At 73.8% G+C, this 15860-nt stretch carries 20 protein-coding genes; 7 read left to right on the top strand and 13 right to left on the bottom strand.

The window, feature by feature from the left end; genetic code table 11:
* Positions 1 to 76: 76 nt before the first annotated feature.
* The 3 genes from KSNIM_RS27870 to KSNIM_RS27860 form a co-directional block, all read right to left on the bottom strand.
* On the bottom strand, positions 77 to 1594 hold the full coding sequence (locus tag KSNIM_RS27870; protein ID WP_263105872.1) for an anthranilate synthase component I: 1518 nt from the start codon (positions 1592 to 1594) through the stop codon (positions 77 to 79).
* A 116-nt stretch (positions 1595 to 1710) separates the two neighbouring features.
* On the bottom strand, positions 1711 to 2085 hold the full coding sequence (hisI, locus tag KSNIM_RS27865; protein WP_263105871.1) for a phosphoribosyl-AMP cyclohydrolase: 375 nt from the start codon (positions 2083 to 2085) through the stop codon (positions 1711 to 1713).
* Positions 2086 to 2186: 101 nt separating this feature from the next.
* Positions 2187 to 2666 (bottom strand): hypothetical protein, encoded by a 480-nt coding sequence (locus tag KSNIM_RS27860; RefSeq protein ID WP_263105870.1) that lies wholly within the window; start codon positions 2664 to 2666, stop codon positions 2187 to 2189.
* A 122-nt stretch (positions 2667 to 2788) separates the two neighbouring features.
* On the opposite strand from KSNIM_RS27860, the gene KSNIM_RS27855 reads away from it, so the two are divergent.
* Together KSNIM_RS27855 and KSNIM_RS27850 are read left to right on the top strand one after the other, a co-directional pair.
* The gene (locus KSNIM_RS27855; RefSeq protein WP_263105869.1) at positions 2789 to 3103 is read left to right on the top strand and encodes an MTH1187 family thiamine-binding protein; all 315 of its coding nucleotides are present in this window, start codon (positions 2789 to 2791) and stop codon (positions 3101 to 3103) included.
* A gap of 64 nt (positions 3104 to 3167) precedes the next feature.
* Positions 3168 to 3686 (top strand): hypothetical protein, encoded by a 519-nt coding sequence (locus KSNIM_RS27850; RefSeq protein ID WP_263105868.1) that lies wholly within the window; start codon positions 3168 to 3170, stop codon positions 3684 to 3686.
* A 54-nt stretch (positions 3687 to 3740) separates the two neighbouring features.
* Here KSNIM_RS27850 and KSNIM_RS27845 read toward each other — a convergent pair whose 3' ends face one another.
* A complete protein-coding gene (locus KSNIM_RS27845) occupies positions 3741 to 4433 on the bottom strand; it encodes an ester cyclase (RefSeq protein ID WP_263105867.1) in 693 nt (230 codons plus the stop codon).
* Between the two features lie 130 nt (positions 4434 to 4563).
* Here KSNIM_RS27845 and KSNIM_RS27840 point away from each other — a divergent pair, with 130 nt between their 5' ends.
* Positions 4564 to 5211 (top strand): TIGR03085 family metal-binding protein, encoded by a 648-nt coding sequence (locus KSNIM_RS27840; RefSeq protein ID WP_263105866.1) that lies wholly within the window; start codon positions 4564 to 4566, stop codon positions 5209 to 5211.
* A gap of 135 nt (positions 5212 to 5346) precedes the next feature.
* The gene (locus KSNIM_RS27835; protein WP_263105865.1) at positions 5347 to 6126 is read left to right on the top strand and encodes a VOC family protein; all 780 of its coding nucleotides are present in this window, start codon (positions 5347 to 5349) and stop codon (positions 6124 to 6126) included.
* Positions 6127 to 6218: 92 nt separating this feature from the next.
* Here KSNIM_RS27835 and hisF read toward each other — a convergent pair whose 3' ends face one another.
* From hisF to hisD, 8 genes are read right to left on the bottom strand one after another with little or no spacing between them, the layout of a single operon-like run.
* Positions 6219 to 6989 (bottom strand): imidazole glycerol phosphate synthase subunit HisF, encoded by a 771-nt coding sequence (hisF, locus tag KSNIM_RS27830; protein ID WP_263105864.1) that lies wholly within the window; start codon positions 6987 to 6989, stop codon positions 6219 to 6221.
* Positions 6986 to 7447, bottom strand: coding sequence for a RidA family protein (locus tag KSNIM_RS27825; RefSeq protein ID WP_263105863.1), 462 nt, complete (start codon positions 7445 to 7447; stop codon positions 6986 to 6988). The genes hisF and KSNIM_RS27825 overlap by 4 nt, the downstream gene beginning before the upstream one ends.
* Positions 7444 to 8169 carry a bifunctional 1-(5-phosphoribosyl)-5-((5-phosphoribosylamino)methylideneamino)imidazole-4-carboxamide isomerase/phosphoribosylanthranilate isomerase PriA gene (gene priA / locus KSNIM_RS27820; protein ID WP_263105862.1) on the bottom strand — a complete coding sequence of 242 codons (726 nt, stop codon included), beginning with the start codon at positions 8167 to 8169 and terminating at the stop codon, positions 7444 to 7446. The genes KSNIM_RS27825 and priA overlap by 4 nt, the downstream gene beginning before the upstream one ends.
* A 17-nt stretch (positions 8170 to 8186) precedes the next feature.
* Positions 8187 to 8822: an imidazole glycerol phosphate synthase subunit HisH gene (hisH, locus tag KSNIM_RS27815; protein WP_263105861.1), complete on the bottom strand. Its 636-nt coding sequence runs from the start codon at positions 8820 to 8822 to the stop codon at positions 8187 to 8189.
* 30 nt (positions 8823 to 8852) lie between these two features.
* Entirely contained in the window at positions 8853 to 9005 is a 153-nt protein-coding gene (locus KSNIM_RS27810; protein WP_030262641.1) for a hypothetical protein, read from the bottom strand.
* Positions 9002 to 9595: an imidazoleglycerol-phosphate dehydratase HisB gene (gene hisB / locus KSNIM_RS27805; RefSeq protein ID WP_030262644.1), complete on the bottom strand. Its 594-nt coding sequence runs from the start codon at positions 9593 to 9595 to the stop codon at positions 9002 to 9004. Before hisB ends, KSNIM_RS27810 begins: the two co-directional genes overlap by 4 nt.
* A gap of 6 nt (positions 9596 to 9601) precedes the next feature.
* Entirely contained in the window at positions 9602 to 10699 is a 1098-nt protein-coding gene (locus KSNIM_RS27800; RefSeq protein ID WP_263105860.1) for a histidinol-phosphate transaminase, read from the bottom strand.
* Positions 10696 to 12003 (bottom strand): histidinol dehydrogenase, encoded by a 1308-nt coding sequence (hisD, locus tag KSNIM_RS27795; RefSeq protein WP_263105859.1) that lies wholly within the window; start codon positions 12001 to 12003, stop codon positions 10696 to 10698. Before hisD ends, KSNIM_RS27800 begins: the two co-directional genes overlap by 4 nt.
* A 93-nt stretch (positions 12004 to 12096) precedes the next feature.
* Here hisD and KSNIM_RS27790 point away from each other — a divergent pair, with 93 nt between their 5' ends.
* The 3 genes from KSNIM_RS27790 to ybaK are packed head-to-tail and all read left to right on the top strand — an operon-like array spanning position 12097 to position 15009.
* Positions 12097 to 13677 carry an oxidoreductase gene (locus KSNIM_RS27790; protein WP_263105858.1) on the top strand — a complete coding sequence of 527 codons (1581 nt, stop codon included), beginning with the start codon at positions 12097 to 12099 and terminating at the stop codon, positions 13675 to 13677.
* A gap of 60 nt (positions 13678 to 13737) precedes the next feature.
* The gene (locus KSNIM_RS27785) at positions 13738 to 14466 is read left to right on the top strand and encodes an LON peptidase substrate-binding domain-containing protein (RefSeq protein WP_263105857.1); all 729 of its coding nucleotides are present in this window, start codon (positions 13738 to 13740) and stop codon (positions 14464 to 14466) included.
* Positions 14467 to 14514: 48 nt separating this feature from the next.
* On the top strand, positions 14515 to 15009 hold the full coding sequence (gene ybaK / locus KSNIM_RS27780; RefSeq protein ID WP_263105856.1) for a Cys-tRNA(Pro) deacylase: 495 nt from the start codon (positions 14515 to 14517) through the stop codon (positions 15007 to 15009).
* A gap of 8 nt (positions 15010 to 15017) precedes the next feature.
* On the opposite strand, the gene KSNIM_RS27775 is transcribed toward ybaK, so the two are convergent.
* Positions 15018 to 15797, bottom strand: a complete 780-nt coding sequence (locus tag KSNIM_RS27775; RefSeq protein ID WP_263105855.1) for a hypothetical protein — start codon at positions 15795 to 15797, stop codon at positions 15018 to 15020.
* Positions 15798 to 15860: the final 63 nt, after the last annotated feature.

The following is a 15860-nucleotide window of genomic DNA, read 5'->3' as shown; positions in this document are numbered from 1 at the left end:
GGCGTGGGCGGCGCGGCGGGCGCGGTCATGGCGGTGGCGGTCATGGCGGCGGCCTCCCTCCGCGGGATCGACCACCTCACGATACCGGCGGGCGCAGGGTGTTGGCCGTGGCCACGGCGCGCAGCACGGCGGCGGCCTTGTTGCGGCACTCGGTGTCCTCGGCGTGCGGGTCGGAGTCCGCGACCACCCCGGCGCCGGCCTGCACGTAGGCGGTGCCGTCGCGGAGCACGGCGGTGCGGATCGCGATCGCGGTGTCCGAGTCGCCGGCGAAGTCCAGGTAGCCGACGCAGCCGCCGTACAGGCCGCGGCGGGTGGGCTCCAGCTCCTCGATGATCTGCATGGCGCGCGGCTTGGGGGCGCCGGAGAGGGTGCCCGCCGGGAAGCAGGCGGTGAGCACGTCGAAGGCCGTCCGTCCCTCGGCGACCCGGCCGGTGACGGTGGAGACGATGTGCATGACGTGGCTGTAGCGCTCGACCGACATGAAGTCGACGACCTCGACGCTGCCCGGCTCGCAGACCCGGCCGAGGTCGTTGCGGCCGAGGTCGACCAGCATCAGGTGCTCGGCGCGCTCCTTGGGGTCGGCGAGCAGCTCGGCGGCGAGCTCGGCGTCCTCGTGCGGGGTGGCGCCGCGGTGCCGGGTGCCGGCGATCGGGTGCAGCATCGCCTCGCCCTCGCTGACCTTGACCAGTGCCTCCGGGCTGGAGCCGACCACGTCGAAGCCGCCCTCCGCGGTGCCGTCCGGCCCGGGGAAGCGGAAGAGGTACATGTACGGGCTGGGGTTGGTGGTGCGCAGCACCCGGTACACGTCGAGCGCGGAGGCCGGGCAGGGCGCCTCGAAGCGCTGGGAGGGCACGACCTGGAAGGCCTCGCCGGCCCGGATCCGCTCCTTGATCGTCTCGACGGCCGCCCGGTAGGGCGCGCCGCCGAACGGCGAGTGCGCCTCGGCGGAGGTCGGGGTGAAGGTGGCCAGGCCCGGGTCGACCGGCTTGAGCAGGTCGGCCTCCATCGCGTCGAGGCGGGCCACCGCGTCGGCGTACGCCTCGTCGACGCCGCTCGCCAGGTCGTTGTGGTTGACCGCGTTCGCGATCAGCAGCACCGTGCCGTCGACGTGGTCGAGGACGGCGAGGTCGGTGGCGAGCAGCAGGGTGAGCTCGGGCAGCCGCAGGTCGTCCGGGGTGAGGTTCGGCAGCTTCTCCAGCCGGCGGACGACGTCGTAGCCGAGGTAGCCGACCATGCCGCCGGTGAGCGGCGGCAGGCCGTCGTCGGTGTGCCGCGGGGTGTGCAGGGTGGCGAGGGCGGTGCGCAGCACCTCCAGCGGGTCGCCGGTGGCGGGGATGCCGACCGGCGGGGTGCCGTGCCAGCGGGCGGCGCCGTCCGGGTCGGCGGTGAGGGTGGCGGCGCTGCGGACGCCGACGAAGGAGTACCGGGACCAGCTCTGGCCGTGCTCGGCCGACTCCAGCAGGAAGGTGCCGGGGCGCTCGCCGGCGAGGCTGCGGTACAGGCCGATCGGGGTGAGGCCGTCCGCGAGGAGCCTGCGGGTGACGGGGATGACCCGGGTGTCGGCGGCGAGCTTGCGGAAGGCCTCGAGATCCATGGGAGCGGGCACCGTTCGGAGGAGGAGGGGCGGGCGGGCTGCTGGCAGGTCGTGCGGGTGCTCGGCGCGGCTGCTTGGTGCGGGTGCTCGGTGCGCGCGTGGAGCCGGGGAAAAGGCTAGCGAGCGACGGGCAGCACGTCGGCGTCGAAGCAGGTGCGGTCACCGGTGTGGCAGGCGGCGCCGGTCTGGTCGACCTTCACCAGCAGGGTGTCGCCGTCGCAGTCGAGTGCGACGGAGACGACCCGCTGGACGTGGCCGGAGGTGTCGCCCTTCACCCAGTACTCGCTGCGGCTGCGGCTCCAGTAGGTGCAGCGGCCGGTGGTCAGGGTGCGGTGCAGCGCCTCGTCGTCCATCCAACCCAGCATCAGCACCTCGCCGGTGTCGTACTGCTGCGCGATGGCGGGGAGCAGGCCGTCGGCGGTGCGCTTGAGGCGGGCGGCGACGGCCGCGTCCAGGGCGGTGCTGCCGGGGGCTGCGGGAGTGGTGGACATGCGGACCATTCTCGCAGCTCCCGTCCGGCGCGGTGATCAGTGTTCGGGGAGTGGTCGGCCCGCAGCCGGTTCGGGGAGCGCGGCTCGGGGGGAGCGGGCGGTCAGCCGCGGTCCGGGCTCTCGCAGCCCTCCGGCCAGACCACCCGGACGTCCAGGCCCGCCCGCTGCGCCTGTGCCACCACCCGGGCCGGTTCGCTGCCGGGGCGGCCGTCCCAGACCGCGATCAGCTCGTCCACCATGCCGACCAGCGCCGGGCCGGTGTCCTCGCCGGGTCCGCCGGCCTCGGCCGCGGCCAGCCGGTGCACGGCGTTCGCCGAGTTCAGCAGTCGGCGGCGGGTGTCGCGGCAGCCCTCCCCCGTGAAGGCGCCGGCCCGCGCCTCCACTGCGGACAGCACCACCTCGATCCGTCCGCCGTGGTCGAGGACGGACTGCGCGAACCAGGTGTCCGGCCCGGGCCTCAGCCGGCCGATGCCGACCAGGTCGTAGGCGCCGTGCGCGGTGACGAGTTGCCAGAGTGCGCCCCGGACGAGCATCTCGGTCAGGTCCGAGAGGCTTTCGTGCCCGATGATTCCGACTCGCATGAGAAGTTGACCCCTTGAACGGGTCGTGCCGCCCCCAGCGTACCCACCGCTGGCGGGCCGGCGGCGACCGATGCCGCAGCAAGCAGCAGACGGGCTCATCGGGAGCCGGGAACGAGGACGGGATGATCGTGGCCTTCTCCGTCACGCCGCTGGGCGTGGGCGAGGACGTCGGTGAAGCGGTGGCCGCGGCCGTGAAGGTGGTCCGCGACAGCGGGCTGCCCAACCGGACGGATGCCATGTTCACCAGCATCGAGGGCGACTGGGACGAGGTGATGCCGGTGGTGCGGGCGGCGATCGAGGCGGTGAAGGCCTACAGCAACCGGGTCAGCACCGTGATCAAGATCGACGACCGGGCCGGGGTGAGCGGCGGTCTGACCGCCAAGGTCGAGAGCGTGGAGCGGCACCTCGCGGCGCTGGAGGAAGGCGGCGGCGAGTAGCGGTGATCCGCTGACGGCCGGCCCCGCGGCGGGCCAGAATGGGCGGTGAGCCGAGGGGGTCGGGGTGGAGCAGGGGCGCAGGCGGGCGGCCGTGGTGGTGGCCGCCGCCGTGGTGGTGGCGGTCGTGCTCGCCGTGGTGCTGTGGCCGGACGGCGGCCACCGGGCGGCCCCTCCCCCGCCCGCCCCGAGCAGCGCCCCGCCCAGCCCGTCGCCGAGCCCCACGAAGAACCTGCCGTACCCGTGGTTCACCCCCGGGACGTGCCTCGACCATCCGCAGCTCAGCGAGGTGATCACCCGCGCCGAGGCGCGGCCCTGCGAGCAGCAGCACGACGGCGAGGCGATCGCCGACGTCCTGCTCCCCGAGGGGCTCACCAGCGACGTGCAGATCGGGCGGGCGATGCGGGAGCTGTGCGCGGCGCCGCTCGCCGAGTGGCAGCAGCGGCAGGGCGGCGGCGGGCCGTACTACGGCTTCCCGCTGGGGCCCTACCTGCAGTACTACAAGCAGGGCATGCGGGACGCGACCTGCACCATGACCGTCAGCAACCGCCAGCACGGCCCCAAACTGACGGGCCGTCTGCGCTGAGGCACGGCCCGGGGCAGCACGAACCGGACGGGGTGCTGCCGACGGGCTGCCCGTTCACATCCGGACGAGGCCGAGCTGGCGCATCATCGACATGTTGTCCCAGTTCCACCAGCCCTCGCAGGCCATCCCGTCCCGGAAGCGGAAGACGGTCATGCCGGTCATCTCGACCCGCTTGTGGGTCGCGGGCAGGCCCATGAAGTCGCCCTTGTGCATGCCGCTGAAGCTCCACATGGTGGCGACGCGGTCGCCGTCGGCCATCTGGCTGTCGATGGTGAAGTTCATGTCGAAGGCCTCGAGGTAGCCGGCGCACTTCGCCTTGATGGCCTCGCGCCCCACGAGGTCCGCCTCGTCGGCGATGTCGTGCTCGCGGTAGTCCTCGGTGAGGAGTTCGTCGAGGACACTGAGGTCGCCGGCGGACATTCGCTGCATCAGCTGCCGCACGGCGGCCTTGTTGAGCTGGTCGTCGCGGACGATGTCGAGGTCGGTGAAGGTGGGCGGCTCGTCGCAGAGCGCGACCATCTCGTGGAAGATCCGGTCGGTCTCGGGGAGTTTCGAGTTCCGCATCGCCTCCTCGTAGGACGGGAACTCGACGATCTCGACGACGTGCCGGGCGTCCGAGCGGTCGGCGCCGACCATCGAGTGGGTGGCCGTGCGGCGGCCGCGGGTCTGCTCGATCCAGCTGTCCATCAGCCGGTTCAGGTCGTCGACCTTGTCGGTCCTGCACTCGATGAGCTGGACGAACGTCATGATGCACCTCCGGGTGGCTCCGCCCCCTGGCCATGATCGTCCGCCGACCGCCGCGCCCCCGGATTCTTACGATCCTCCCGCTCCGCCCCGCCGGCAAGGCGCGCCGGGGCGCACCCCTAGGGTGGTGGGCATGACGAAGTATGCGCGGGGGGAGCGGGAGCGGCTGGCGGACCTGCTGGCGGCGGCCGGGCCGCAGGCGCCGACGCTCTGTGCGGGGTGGACGACCGCGGACCTGGCGGCGCACCTGGTGCTGCGGGAGCGGCGGCCGGACGCGGCGGCGGGGATCAGGATCGGCCCGCTGGCCGGGTGGACGGAGAAGGTGCAGCGCGGCTACGCCCGGCGCCCGTACGAGGAGCTGGTCGGGCTGTTCCGGTCGGGTCCGCCGGCGCTGTCGCCGTTCGCGCTGCCGGGGGCGGACGAGGCGGCCAACCTGGTCGAGTACTTCGTGCACGCGGAGGACGTCCGGCGGGCCGGCGAGGGGTGGCGGCAGGAGGAGGTCGCGGCGCCGCTGGCGGACGCGCTCTGGCAGCGGCTGCCGATGCTGGCCCGCTTCGAGGCGGGCCGGAAGACCCCGGTGCGGCTGGTGCTGGAGCGGCCGGACGGGCGGAGCTGCACGGTCGCGCACCGGACGGGGCCGACGGTGCACCTCACCGGCGAGCCGGGCGAGCTGGTGCTCTTCGCGTTCGGGCGCGGGGCGCGGACCTCGCTGTCGGTGCGGGGGGCGGAGACCGCGGTGGCCGCACTGCGGCGCGTGCTTCCGCTGCCAGGACCGCGCTGAGCTGCGGTGACGCGGCCGGTCCGGCGAGCGCCGCGCGATTGTCAGTGGCGCCGGTCACACTGGCTGGTGGCCAGGGCGTAGCGCCTCCGCGCCCGCGGAGCGGCCCGGCCACGACCCTCGAAGGGGCGCACCACGATGCTCACCACGGAGTTCCGGACGGGCTCTCCCTGCTGGCTCGACCTCGGGAGCCCGGACATCCCCGCGACCGCCGGGTTCTACGGCACGGTCTTCGGCTGGACGTTCCAGTCGCTGGGCGAGGAGGCCGGCAACTACGGCTTCTTCCAGCAGGAGGGCAGGACGGTCGCGGCCGTCGGCCCGCTGACGGAGGAGGGCTCGTCCCCGGCGTGGACGCTGTACTTCCGCACGCCGGACGCGGATGCCACCGCGAAGGCGGCCGAGCAGCACGGCGGCACCGTCCGCGCCGAGCCGTTCGACGTGATGTCCAACGGCCGGATGGCGCAGCTGTCCGACCCGGCGGGTGTGCAGTTCGCGATCTGGCAGGCGGGCGAGACGCAGGGCCTGGACGCCGTGACCGACGCCAACACCTTCTGCTGGGCGGAGCTGCACACCGCGGACCCGGCCGCGGCGACGGCGTTCTACCAGGCGCTGTTCGGCTGGCGCACGGAGACGGTGGAGATGCCGGGGATGGCGTACACGGTGTACTCCACGGCGGAGGGCGGCAGCGAGCGGGAGACGTCGTTCGGCGGTGTCGCGCCGTTGCAGAGCCCGGACGAGCCGGTGCGCTGGGTGCCCTACTTCGAGGTCACCGAGGTGGACGCGGTGCTGGCCCGGGCCGAGCACGCGGGCGGGCAGGTCGTGATGCCGGGCATGGACGTGCCGGGCGTCGGCCGGCTGGGCTGGGCGACGGACCCGCACGGCGCGGTCTTCGCGATCATCAAGAGCGACATGACGTGACCGAGATGCCGTGACGGCGGGCCGGCGTCCTCCGGCCCGGGCGCGTCGACGACCGGCGGGCCCGGGCCGGAGGAGCGGCTCGGAGGAGGGGTTCAGCGGACGGGGTGGCCGGTCTGCCGCAGGGCGTCCTTGACCTGACCGATGGTCAGGTCGCCGAAGTGGAAGACGGACGCGGCGAGCACCGCGTCGGCACCGGCGTCGACGGCCGGCGCGAAGTCGGCGAGCTTGCCGGCGCCGCCGGAGGCGATCACGGGGACGGCGACGTGCTTGCGGACGGCGCGGATCATCTCCAGGTCGTAGCCGTCCTTGGTGCCGTCGGCGTCCATCGAGTTGAGCAGGATCTCGCCGGCGCCCAACTCGGCGGCGCGGAAGGCCCATTCGACGGCGTCCAGGCCGGTGCCGCGGCGGCCGCCGTGGGTGGTGACCTCGAAGCCGGAGGGCGTCACGGTGCCTGCGGGGGTGCGGCGGGCGTCCACCGAGAGGACGAGCACCTGGCGGCCGAAGCGCTCGGCGATCTCGCGGATCAGCTCGGGGCGGGCGATCGCGGCGGTGTTGACGCCGACCTTGTCGGCGCCGGCCCGCAGCAGCTTGTCGACGTCGTCGGCGGTGCGGACTCCGCCTCCGACGGTCAGCGGGATGAAGACCTGCTCGGCGGTGCGTCGCACCACGTCGTAGGTGGTCTCCCGGTCGCCGGACGAGGCGGTGATGTCCAGGAAGGTCAACTCGTCGGCACCCTGGGCGTCGTAGGCCTTGGCCAGCTCCACCGGGTCGCCGGCGTCGCGCAGGTTCTGGAAGTTGACGCCCTTGACGACCCGCCCGGCGTCGACGTCCAGGCAGGGGATGACACGTACTGCGAGGCTCACTGCTTGCCTTCCAAGGAGGTTGCCAGTCCGGGACGGTGGGCCTCGATCTCGACCTCGACCATCATCCGGGAGTCGATCAGGCCCTGGACCACGACCATGGTCGCCACCGGGCGGATCGCGTCGAAGAGCTTCTTGTGCGCCCGCCCGACCTCGTCGCAGTCCCGGACGTGGGTGATGAACATCCTCGTGCGGACGACGTCGTCCGCGGAGAGTCCGAACTCCGCGAGGGCCTTGAAGGCGACCTCGAACGCGGCGAGGGTCTGGGTGTACGGGTCGCCCTCGTGCTGGACCATGCCGCCCTCGAAGGCGGTGGTGCCGGCGACGAGGACGGTGTCCCCGACCGCGACGGCCCGGGAGTAGCCGAACTGGTCCTCCCAGGGGGAGAATCCGGACACCCGCAGCGAGCGTTTCGCGGCCGGCCCGGCGGCGGAGCCGCCCGCCGGTGAACCCTCGGTCATCGGGACACCGCCTCCAGGGCCTCTTCGAGGGTGAACTTCTGCTCGTAGAGGGCCTTGCCCACAATCGCGCCCTCGACACCCTCGCCGGTCAGGGTGGCGATCGCGCGCAGGTCGTCCAGCGAGGAGACGCCGCCGGAGGCGACCACGGGCTTGTCGGTGGCGGCGCAGACGTTGCGCAGCAGCTCCAGGTTGGGGCCGGTGAGGGTGCCGTCCCGGTTGACGTCGGTGACGACGTAGCGGGCGCAGCCCTCGGAGTCGAGGCGGGCGAGCACCTCGTAGAGGTCGCCGCCGTCGCGGGTCCAGCCGCGGCCGCGCAGGGTGGTGCCGACGACGTCCAGGCCGACGGCGATCTTGTCGCCGTGCTCGGCGATGACCTTGGCGACCCACTCGGGGGCCTCCAGGGCGGCGGTGCCGAGGTTGACCCGGGTACAGCCGGTGGCGAGGGCGGCGGCGAGCGACTCGTCGTCGCGGATGCCGCCGGACAGCTCGACCTTGATGTCGAGGCGGCCGGTGACCTCGGCGAGCAGGGCGCGGTTGCTGCCGGTGCCGAAGGCGGCGTCGAGGTCGACCAGGTGCAGCCACTCGGCGCCGGCGTTCTGCCAGGCCAGGGCGGCGGCGAGAGGCTCGCCGAAGGAGGTCTCGGTGCCGGAGGCGCCCTTGACCAGGCGGACGGCCTGGCCGTCGCGGACGTCGACGGCAGGGAGCAGTTCGAGGCGGCTCATGTGTTCGACCTTCGGCTTCAGAGGGTGGTGACCCAGTTGGTCAGCAGGGCGGCGCCGGCGTCGCCGGACTTCTCGGGGTGGAACTGGGTGGCCCAGAGCGGGCCGTTCTCCACGGCGGCGACGAACGGGTGGCCGTGGGTGGCCCAGGTGACCAGCGGGGCGTGCAGCCGGGCGCTGTGGACCTCCAGCTCCCACCGGCGGACGCCGTAGGAGTGGACGAAGTAGAACCGGGTGTCGGCGTCCAGGCCGGCGAACATCCGGCTGTCCTCGGGGGCGTCGACGGTGTTCCAGCCCATGTGCGGGACGATCGGGGCGTCCAGCGGCTCGACGGTGCCGGGCCACTCGTCGCAGCCCTCGGTCTCGACGCCGTGCTCGACGCCGCGGGCGAAGAGGATCTGCATGCCGACGCAGATGCCGAGGACGGGGCGGCCGCCGGCCAGGCGGCGGCCGATGATCTGCTCGCCGCGGACGGCCTTGAGCCCGCGCATGCAGGCCTCGAAGGCGCCGACGCCGGGGACGAGCAGGCCGTCCGCGTCCAGGGCGGCCTGGAAGTTCGAGGTGACGGTGACGTTCGCACCCGCGCGTTCGACGGCGCGCTGGGCGGAACGGAGGTTGCCGGAGCCGTAGTCGAGGACGACGACGTTCTTGGCCATGGGGGTGGGGATCCAGTCTCTCGAGGCCGGCTACAGACGCATGGCGCCGGCGGCCAGGCACAGGACGGCGCCGATCGCGAGCACCGCGACGACGCCCTTGGGCAGCTTCTGCTTCCAGAACGAGATCACGCCACCGGTCAGGAAGAGGCCGACGAAGATCAGTGCGATCGCGGACTTGCTCACAGTGCGCCCTTGGTCGAGGGGAGGATGCCGGCCGCGCGCGGGTCGCGCTCGGAGGCGTAGCGCAGCGCGCGGGCGAGCGCCTTGAACTGGCACTCGACGATGTGGTGGGCGTTGCGGCCGTACGGCACGTGGACGTGCAGCGCTATCTGCGCCTGCGCGACGAAGGACTCCAGGATGTGCCGGGTCATGGTGGTGTCGTAGGTGCCGATCATCGGCGCCATGGTCTCCGGCTCGGTGTGCACCAGGTAGGGGCGGCCGGAGAGGTCGACGGTGACCTGGGCGAGCGACTCGTCGAGCGGGACGGTGCAGTTGCCGAAGCGGTAGATGCCCACCTTGTCGCCGAGCGCCTGCTTGAAGGCGGCGCCGAGCGCGAGGGCGGTGTCCTCGATGGTGTGGTGGGTGTCGATGTGCAGGTCGCCGTCGGTCTTGACCGTGAGGTCGAAGAGGCCGTGGCGGCCGAGCTGGTCGAGCATGTGGTCGTAGAACCCGACGCCCGTCGAGATCTCGGTCTTCCCGGTGCCGTCGAGGTCGATCTCGACGAGGACCGAGGTCTCCTTGGTGGTGCGTTCGACGCGGCCGATACGGGACATTCGGGGTTACAGCTCCTTGATCACAAAGCGGACGGCGTCCAGGAAGGCGTCGTTCTCGGCGGGGGTGCCGGCGGTCACCCGCAGCCACCCGGGGACGCCGTTGTCGCGGACGAGGACGCCGTGGTCGAGGATCGCCTGCCACACGGCGTGGGTGTCGGCGAAGCGGCCGAACTGGACGAAGTTGGCGTCGGAGTCGGTGACCTCCAGGCCGAGCCCGCGCAGGGCGTCGACCAGGCGGTCCCGTTCGGCCTTGAGCTGTGCGACGTAGCCCAGCAGGGTGTCGGTGTGCTCCAGGCAGGCCAGTGCGGTGGCCTGGGTGACCGCCGACAGGTGGTAGGGCAGCCGGACGAGCTGCACGGCGTCGACCACGGCCGGGTCGGCGGCGAGGTAGCCGAGCCGCAGGCCCGCCGCGCCGAACGCCTTCGACATGGTGCGGGAGACCACCAGATTGGGGCGGCCCTCGATCAGCGGCAGCAGCGAGTCCCGGTGCGAGAACTCCACGTACGCCTCGTCGACGACCACCAGGCTGGGCCGGGCGGCCTGCGCGGCCTCGTACAGGGCGAGGACGGTGTCGGCCGCGACGGCGGTGCCGGTCGGGTTGTTCGGCGAGCAGACGAACACGACGTTCGGCCGGTGCTCGGCGATGGCGGCGCGGGCGGCGTCGAGGTCGATCGTGAAGTCCTCGTTGCGCGGGCCCGAGATCCAGCCGGTGCCGGTGCCGCGGGAGATCAGCGCGTGCATCGAGTACGAGGGCTCGAAGCCGAGCGCGGTGCGGCCGGGGCCGCCGAAGGTCTGCAGCAGCTGCTGGAGGACCTCGTTGGAGCCGTTGGCGGCCCAGACCTGCTGCCGGGTGACGGCATGGCCGGTGGTCCGGGTGAGGTAGGCGGCGAGGCCTTCGCGCAGCTCGACGGCGTCCCGGTCGGGGTAGCGGTTGAGGTGGCGGGCGGCCTCGGCGACCCGCTCGGCGATCCGGGCGACCAGCGGCTCCGGCAGCGGGTACGGGTTCTCGTTGGTGTTCAGCTGGACGGGCACGTCGAGCTGGGGGGCACCGTACGGGGACTGTCCGCGCAGTTCGTCGCGGATGGGGAGGTCGTCGATCCTCAAGAGTTGGGCACCGTCCAGTCGAAGCGGGCGCGGATGGCGTCGCCGTGGCCGGGCAGGTCCTCGGCCTCGGCCAGGTTGACCACGTGCGCGGCGACGTCGGCCAGCGCCTCGCGGGAGTAGTCCACGACGTGGATGCCGCGCAGGAAGGACTGCACGGACAGGCCCGAGGAGTGGCAGGCGCAGCCGCCGGTCGGCAGGACGTGGTTGGAGCCGGCCGCGTAGTCGCCGAGCGAGACCGGCGCGTACGGGCCGATGAACACGGCGCCCGCGTTGCGGATCCGGGCGGCGACGGCGCGGGCGTCCCGGGTCTGGATCTCCAGGTGCTCCGCGGCGTAGGCGTTGACCACCTCCAGGCCCTGCTCCAGGTCGTCGACCAGCACGATGCCGGACTGCCGACCGGCGAGCGCGGTGGTGACCCGCTCGCGGTGCTTGGTGTTCGCGACCTGGGTCTCCAGCTCGGCCTCGACCGCGGCGGCGAGCGCCGGCGAGTCGGTGACCAGCACGGAGGCGGCCATCGGGTCGTGCTCGGCCTGGCTGATCAGGTCGGCGGCGACGTCCCGTGGCGAGGCGGAGTCGTCGGCGAGGATGGCGATCTCGGTCGGCCCGGCCTCGGCGTCGATGCCGATCCGGCCCTTGAGCAGGCGCTTGGCGGCGGCGACGTAGATGTTGCCGGGGCCGGTGACCAGGTTGACCGGGCGGCACTCCTCGGTGCCGTAGGCGAACATGGCGACCGCCTGGGCGCCGCCGGCCGCGTAGACCTCGGTGACGCCGAGCAGGGCGCAGGCGGCCAGGATCGTCGGGTGGACGGATCCCCCGAACTCCTTCTGCGGCGGGGAGGAGACCGCGATGCCGGGCACGCCGGCCTCCTGCGCGGGCACCACGTTCATCACCACGGAGGACGGGTAGACCGCGAGGCCGCCCGGCACGTACAGGCCGACCCGGTCGACCGGCACCCAGCGCTCGGTGACCGTGCCGCCCGGCACCACCTCGGTGGTGTGGTCGGTGCGGCGCTGCTCGCGGTGGACGAGGCGGGCGCGGCGGATCGACTCCTCCAGCGCGGCGCGCACCTTGGGGTCGAGGGTCTCCAGGGCGGCGGTGATCCGCTCCTCGGACACCCTGGTGGACTCCAGCTTCACGCCGTCGAAGCGCTCGGTGATCTCGATCAGCGCCGCGACCCCGCGATGGCGTACGTCCTCGCAGATCGGCCGCACCGTCTCCAGGGCGGCCTCGACGTCGAACTCGGCACGGGGCAGCAGGTCGCGCGGGTCCGAGACGGAGCCGCGCAGGTCGATTCGAGAGATCACAGGGCCCAGTGTAAGGAGTGGCCGGAAACGGCGGCCGCGCATTTCAGTCCGTGATACGAAGGCCGAGACGGCCGGGGATCACCAGGGGGGACGATGGCGGACGGGGCACCGGACGGCTGGACGGACACGGAGCAGCGCCTGTGGGACGCCTTCCGGCACGGCGAGGTGCTCGACCTGCGCGCCGGAAAGGCCGAGGACGACGACCCGGCGGGCTCCGGCGACTGGGGCGCGGAGCGGACCGTCCGCGCCGAGGTACTGGCCCGGCTGCTGCTCTCCGGCCCCGCCCCCGCACCCGGGCGGGTCGCGGCGCTCAAGCTCAACGGCGCGTACGTCACCGGCCCGCTGCTCCTGGCCGGCGCGTCCCTCACCCACTACATCGAGCTGCACGGCTGCCGGTTCGACACCCGGGTGCTGCTCTCCGAGGCCCGGGCCGGCACGATCCGGCTGATCGGCTGCCTGATACCCCGGCTGGACGCCTCCCGGCTCTCCGCCGACGGCGACGTGCACCTGGCGCGCTGCGTGGTGCCGCAGGGCATCCGGCTCACCGACGCCCGGATCGGCACCGACCTGCTGCTCAACCAGGCCGTCCTCGGCGCCGACCGGCACCACCGGGCGCTCTCCGCCGACGGGCTCACCGTCCACCAGGACCTGGAGGCCGAGCGGATCGAGGTGCACGGCGAGTTCGGCATCCGCACCGGCCGGATCGGCGGCCGGCTCTCGCTGCGCGGCGCCCAGCTGCGGATGCGCGACCCCGGCCGCAACTGCCTGAACCTGGCCCGCACCACCGTCGGCAACACGCTGTACCTGACCGGCTCGGCCGACAACCGCTGGACGACCTCGCCCAGCGAGTACGCCTACGGCTACGGGCCGCCGCACGAGCCCGGGGCCGCCGTCACCCCGTTCCGCGCCTGGGGCGGGGTGCGGCTGGTCGACGCCCGCTTCGAGCAGGCCTGCCTGATCCACGAGGCCGAGTTCCACCTCTCGGAGGGGCAGGAGCTGTCGCTGCGCCGGATCCGGACGCCCGAGCTGCGGTTCGCCTGCAAGAAGGCCCCCGACGGCACCGTGTCGCTCTCCCGGGCCCAGGTCGGCAACCTGGTCGACGCCCCGCGGTCCTGGCCCGGCGCCGGCCTGGTGCGGCTCACCGGCTTCACCTACGAGTCGCTGCGGCCCGCGGAGCCGTTCGGCGTCGCGGAACGGATCGCCTGGCTGGAGAACTCGCTCGGCGAGTACCAGCCGGAGCCGTACGAGCAGCTGGCCGCGGCGCTGCGCCGGGACGGCCGGGACGAGGACGCCCGGGAGGTGCTGTACGCCAAGCAGCGCCGCCGCCGCGCCGCCCTGCCGGTGCACGCGCGGCTGTGGGGGCTGCTGCAGGACGTCACCGTCGGCTACGGCTACCGGCCGGGCCGGGCCGCGCTGTGGCTGCTGCTGGCCTGGCTGCTCGGCACGGCGTACTTCACCGAACACCAGCCGCAGCCGCTGAAGGCCGACGAGCTGCCCACCTGGGACGCGGCGCTGTACACCCTGGGCAGGCTGCTGCCGGTGGTCGACCTCGGGCAGGGCGGCTGGAACCCCGACCGGCAGGGCCAGTGGGTGGCCGCGGGCCTGGTGCTGACCGGCTGGATCCTGGCGACCACCGCCGTCACCGGCGCGACCCGGCTGCTGCAGCGCGGCTGAGGCCCGCTCTGCGGCAAAAGGGCGCGGTCGCCGGGGCCTGCGGCAACTACGCTGTGCGCCGTGACAGAACGGCTGCCGCTCTTCCCGCTCAACACGGTCCTCTACCCGGGCCTGGTGATGCCCCTGCACGTCTTCGAGGAGCGCTACCGCCGACTCGTCGCCGATCTGCAGAAACTGCCCGAGGAGGAGCCGCGCCGCTTCGGCGTGGTCGCCATCCGGGACGGCCGCGAGGTCGCCCCCGTCCGCGAGCACGAGGGCCCGGCCGGGCCGCTCGACGGGCTCGGCACCGTCACCGGCGACCCGCGGGAGGCGCTGTACCGGGTCGGCTGCGTCGCCGACGTCACCTCCCTGCGGAGCCGCGCCGACGGCCGGTACGAGCTGCTGGTCACCGGCACCACCCGGTTCACCGTGGAGTCCGTCGACGCGAGCGGCCCCTACCTCGTCGCCGAGACCCGGCCGCTGGACGAGCCGTCCGGCCAGGGCTCCGGCGCGCTCGGCGCGGTGGTCGAACGGGCCTTCCACGAGTACCGCAAGCGCCTCGCGGGCGCCAAGGAGGCCACTCTGGCCGGTGACATCGAGCTGCCGCTCGACCCGCAGGCGCTCTCCTACCTCGTCGCGGCGGCCACCGTGCTGCCCGCGCCCGTCAAGCAGGAGCTGCTGGCCTGCCCGGACACCGCCCAGCGGCTCACCGTCGAGCTGGAGCTGCTGCGCCGGGAGACCGCCCTGCTGACCTGGCTGCCGTCGCTGCCCGCCGCGGACCTCACCCGCCAGGCCTTCAGCCCCAACTGACACCGGCCCGCACCCGACCGCACCGGACCCCACCCGAGAAGGCAGCCGATGGCGAAGAAGACGAAGAAGGGCGGCCAGGGCACGCCCGCAACGGTCGCACTGGAGGCCGCGGGCGTGGCGTACACCGTGCACGCCTACGACCACGACCCGGCCGCGGCCTCCTACGGCGGCGAGGCCGCCGAGCTGCTCGGCATCCCGGCAGGCCGGGTCTTCAAGACGCTGGTCGCCGACGTCGACGGCGCGCTGACCGTGGGCATCGTCCCGGTCTCCGGGCAGCTCGACCTGAAGGCGCTCGCCGCCGCGGTGGGCGGCAAGCGGGCGGCCATGGCCGACCCGGCGGCCGCCGAGCGCAGCAGCGGCTACGTCCTCGGCGGCATCTCGCCGCTCGGGCAGCGGCGGCCGCTGCGCACCGTGCTGGACGATAGTGCGCTCGGCCACCCGACGGTCTTCGTCTCGGCCGGCCGCCGCGGCCTGGAGGTCGAACTGGCCCCCGCCGACCTGGTCTCGCTGACCGGCGCCCGGACGGCGCGGATCGGCCGCTGACCCTGGCGTCAGTCGCCGCGCGGGTGCTCCGGACCGCCCGCGGCGCGGCCGTCCTTCGGGGCCTCGCGCAGGGCGTCGTGCGGCCGGCCGTCATGGACGTGACCGTCGTGCGGGTGACCGTCGTGGACGTGAGCGTCCGTGGGGTGACCGGCCTCGGGGCGGGGCCAGGCCCAGTACGGCGGCGGGTCCTCCTCGCGCTTGCCGAAGGCGGCGGACAGCACCAGCAGCACCACCATGGCGGTCATCGGCCAGACGAGCAGTGCGCCGTGCGCACCGAGCTCCAGCGGGGCGCTGAACCGGCCGCCGTTGCCGACCTGCCGGGCGTGCGCGACCAGGTCGGAGGCGGGTCCGAGCCTCGTGCCGAGCTGCCAGCCGATCACCGCGCCGGCCAGGCCGCCGACGGCGAGGCCCACCGCGACGGCGATCCCGCCGCCCCGGCCGCGGGTGAACAGGAAGGCCGTCAGCGCGGTGGCCAGGCCCGCACCGAGTCCGAGCAGCGCGAACACGCTGTCGGCGCCGGCCCGCTGCTCGCCCTCCGGGTCCGCGTACAGCAGCTGGTCGCCCTTGACGACCAGGCCGACCCGGGGCGCCAGCCACAGCCAGAGCAGGCCGAGCACCACACCGAGCAGCGCGCCGCCGACCGCGATCAGCGCACCGAGTCGCACCTCGGGCAGCAGGGCGCGCTTCGGCCGCTCCGGGCCGACCGGCGCCGACGGCGGCGGGGCGAAGGGGTCGTGCGGGGCGTACGGGTCGGCGCCCGGGCCCGTCGGTGTGTTCGGTGCGGTCACCCGGCCATCGTTTCACGACCGGCGCCGGTGCGGTCGGGGCGGGCGGCCCCGGTCCGGTCGGCG

Source organism: Kitasatospora sp. DSM 101779 (assembly GCF_025655475.1).
Taxonomy (GTDB): domain Bacteria; phylum Actinomycetota; class Actinomycetes; order Streptomycetales; family Streptomycetaceae; genus Kitasatospora.
The sequence above is the reverse complement of the archived record's forward strand: the minus strand, read 5'-3'. Positions and strand labels throughout refer to the sequence as shown.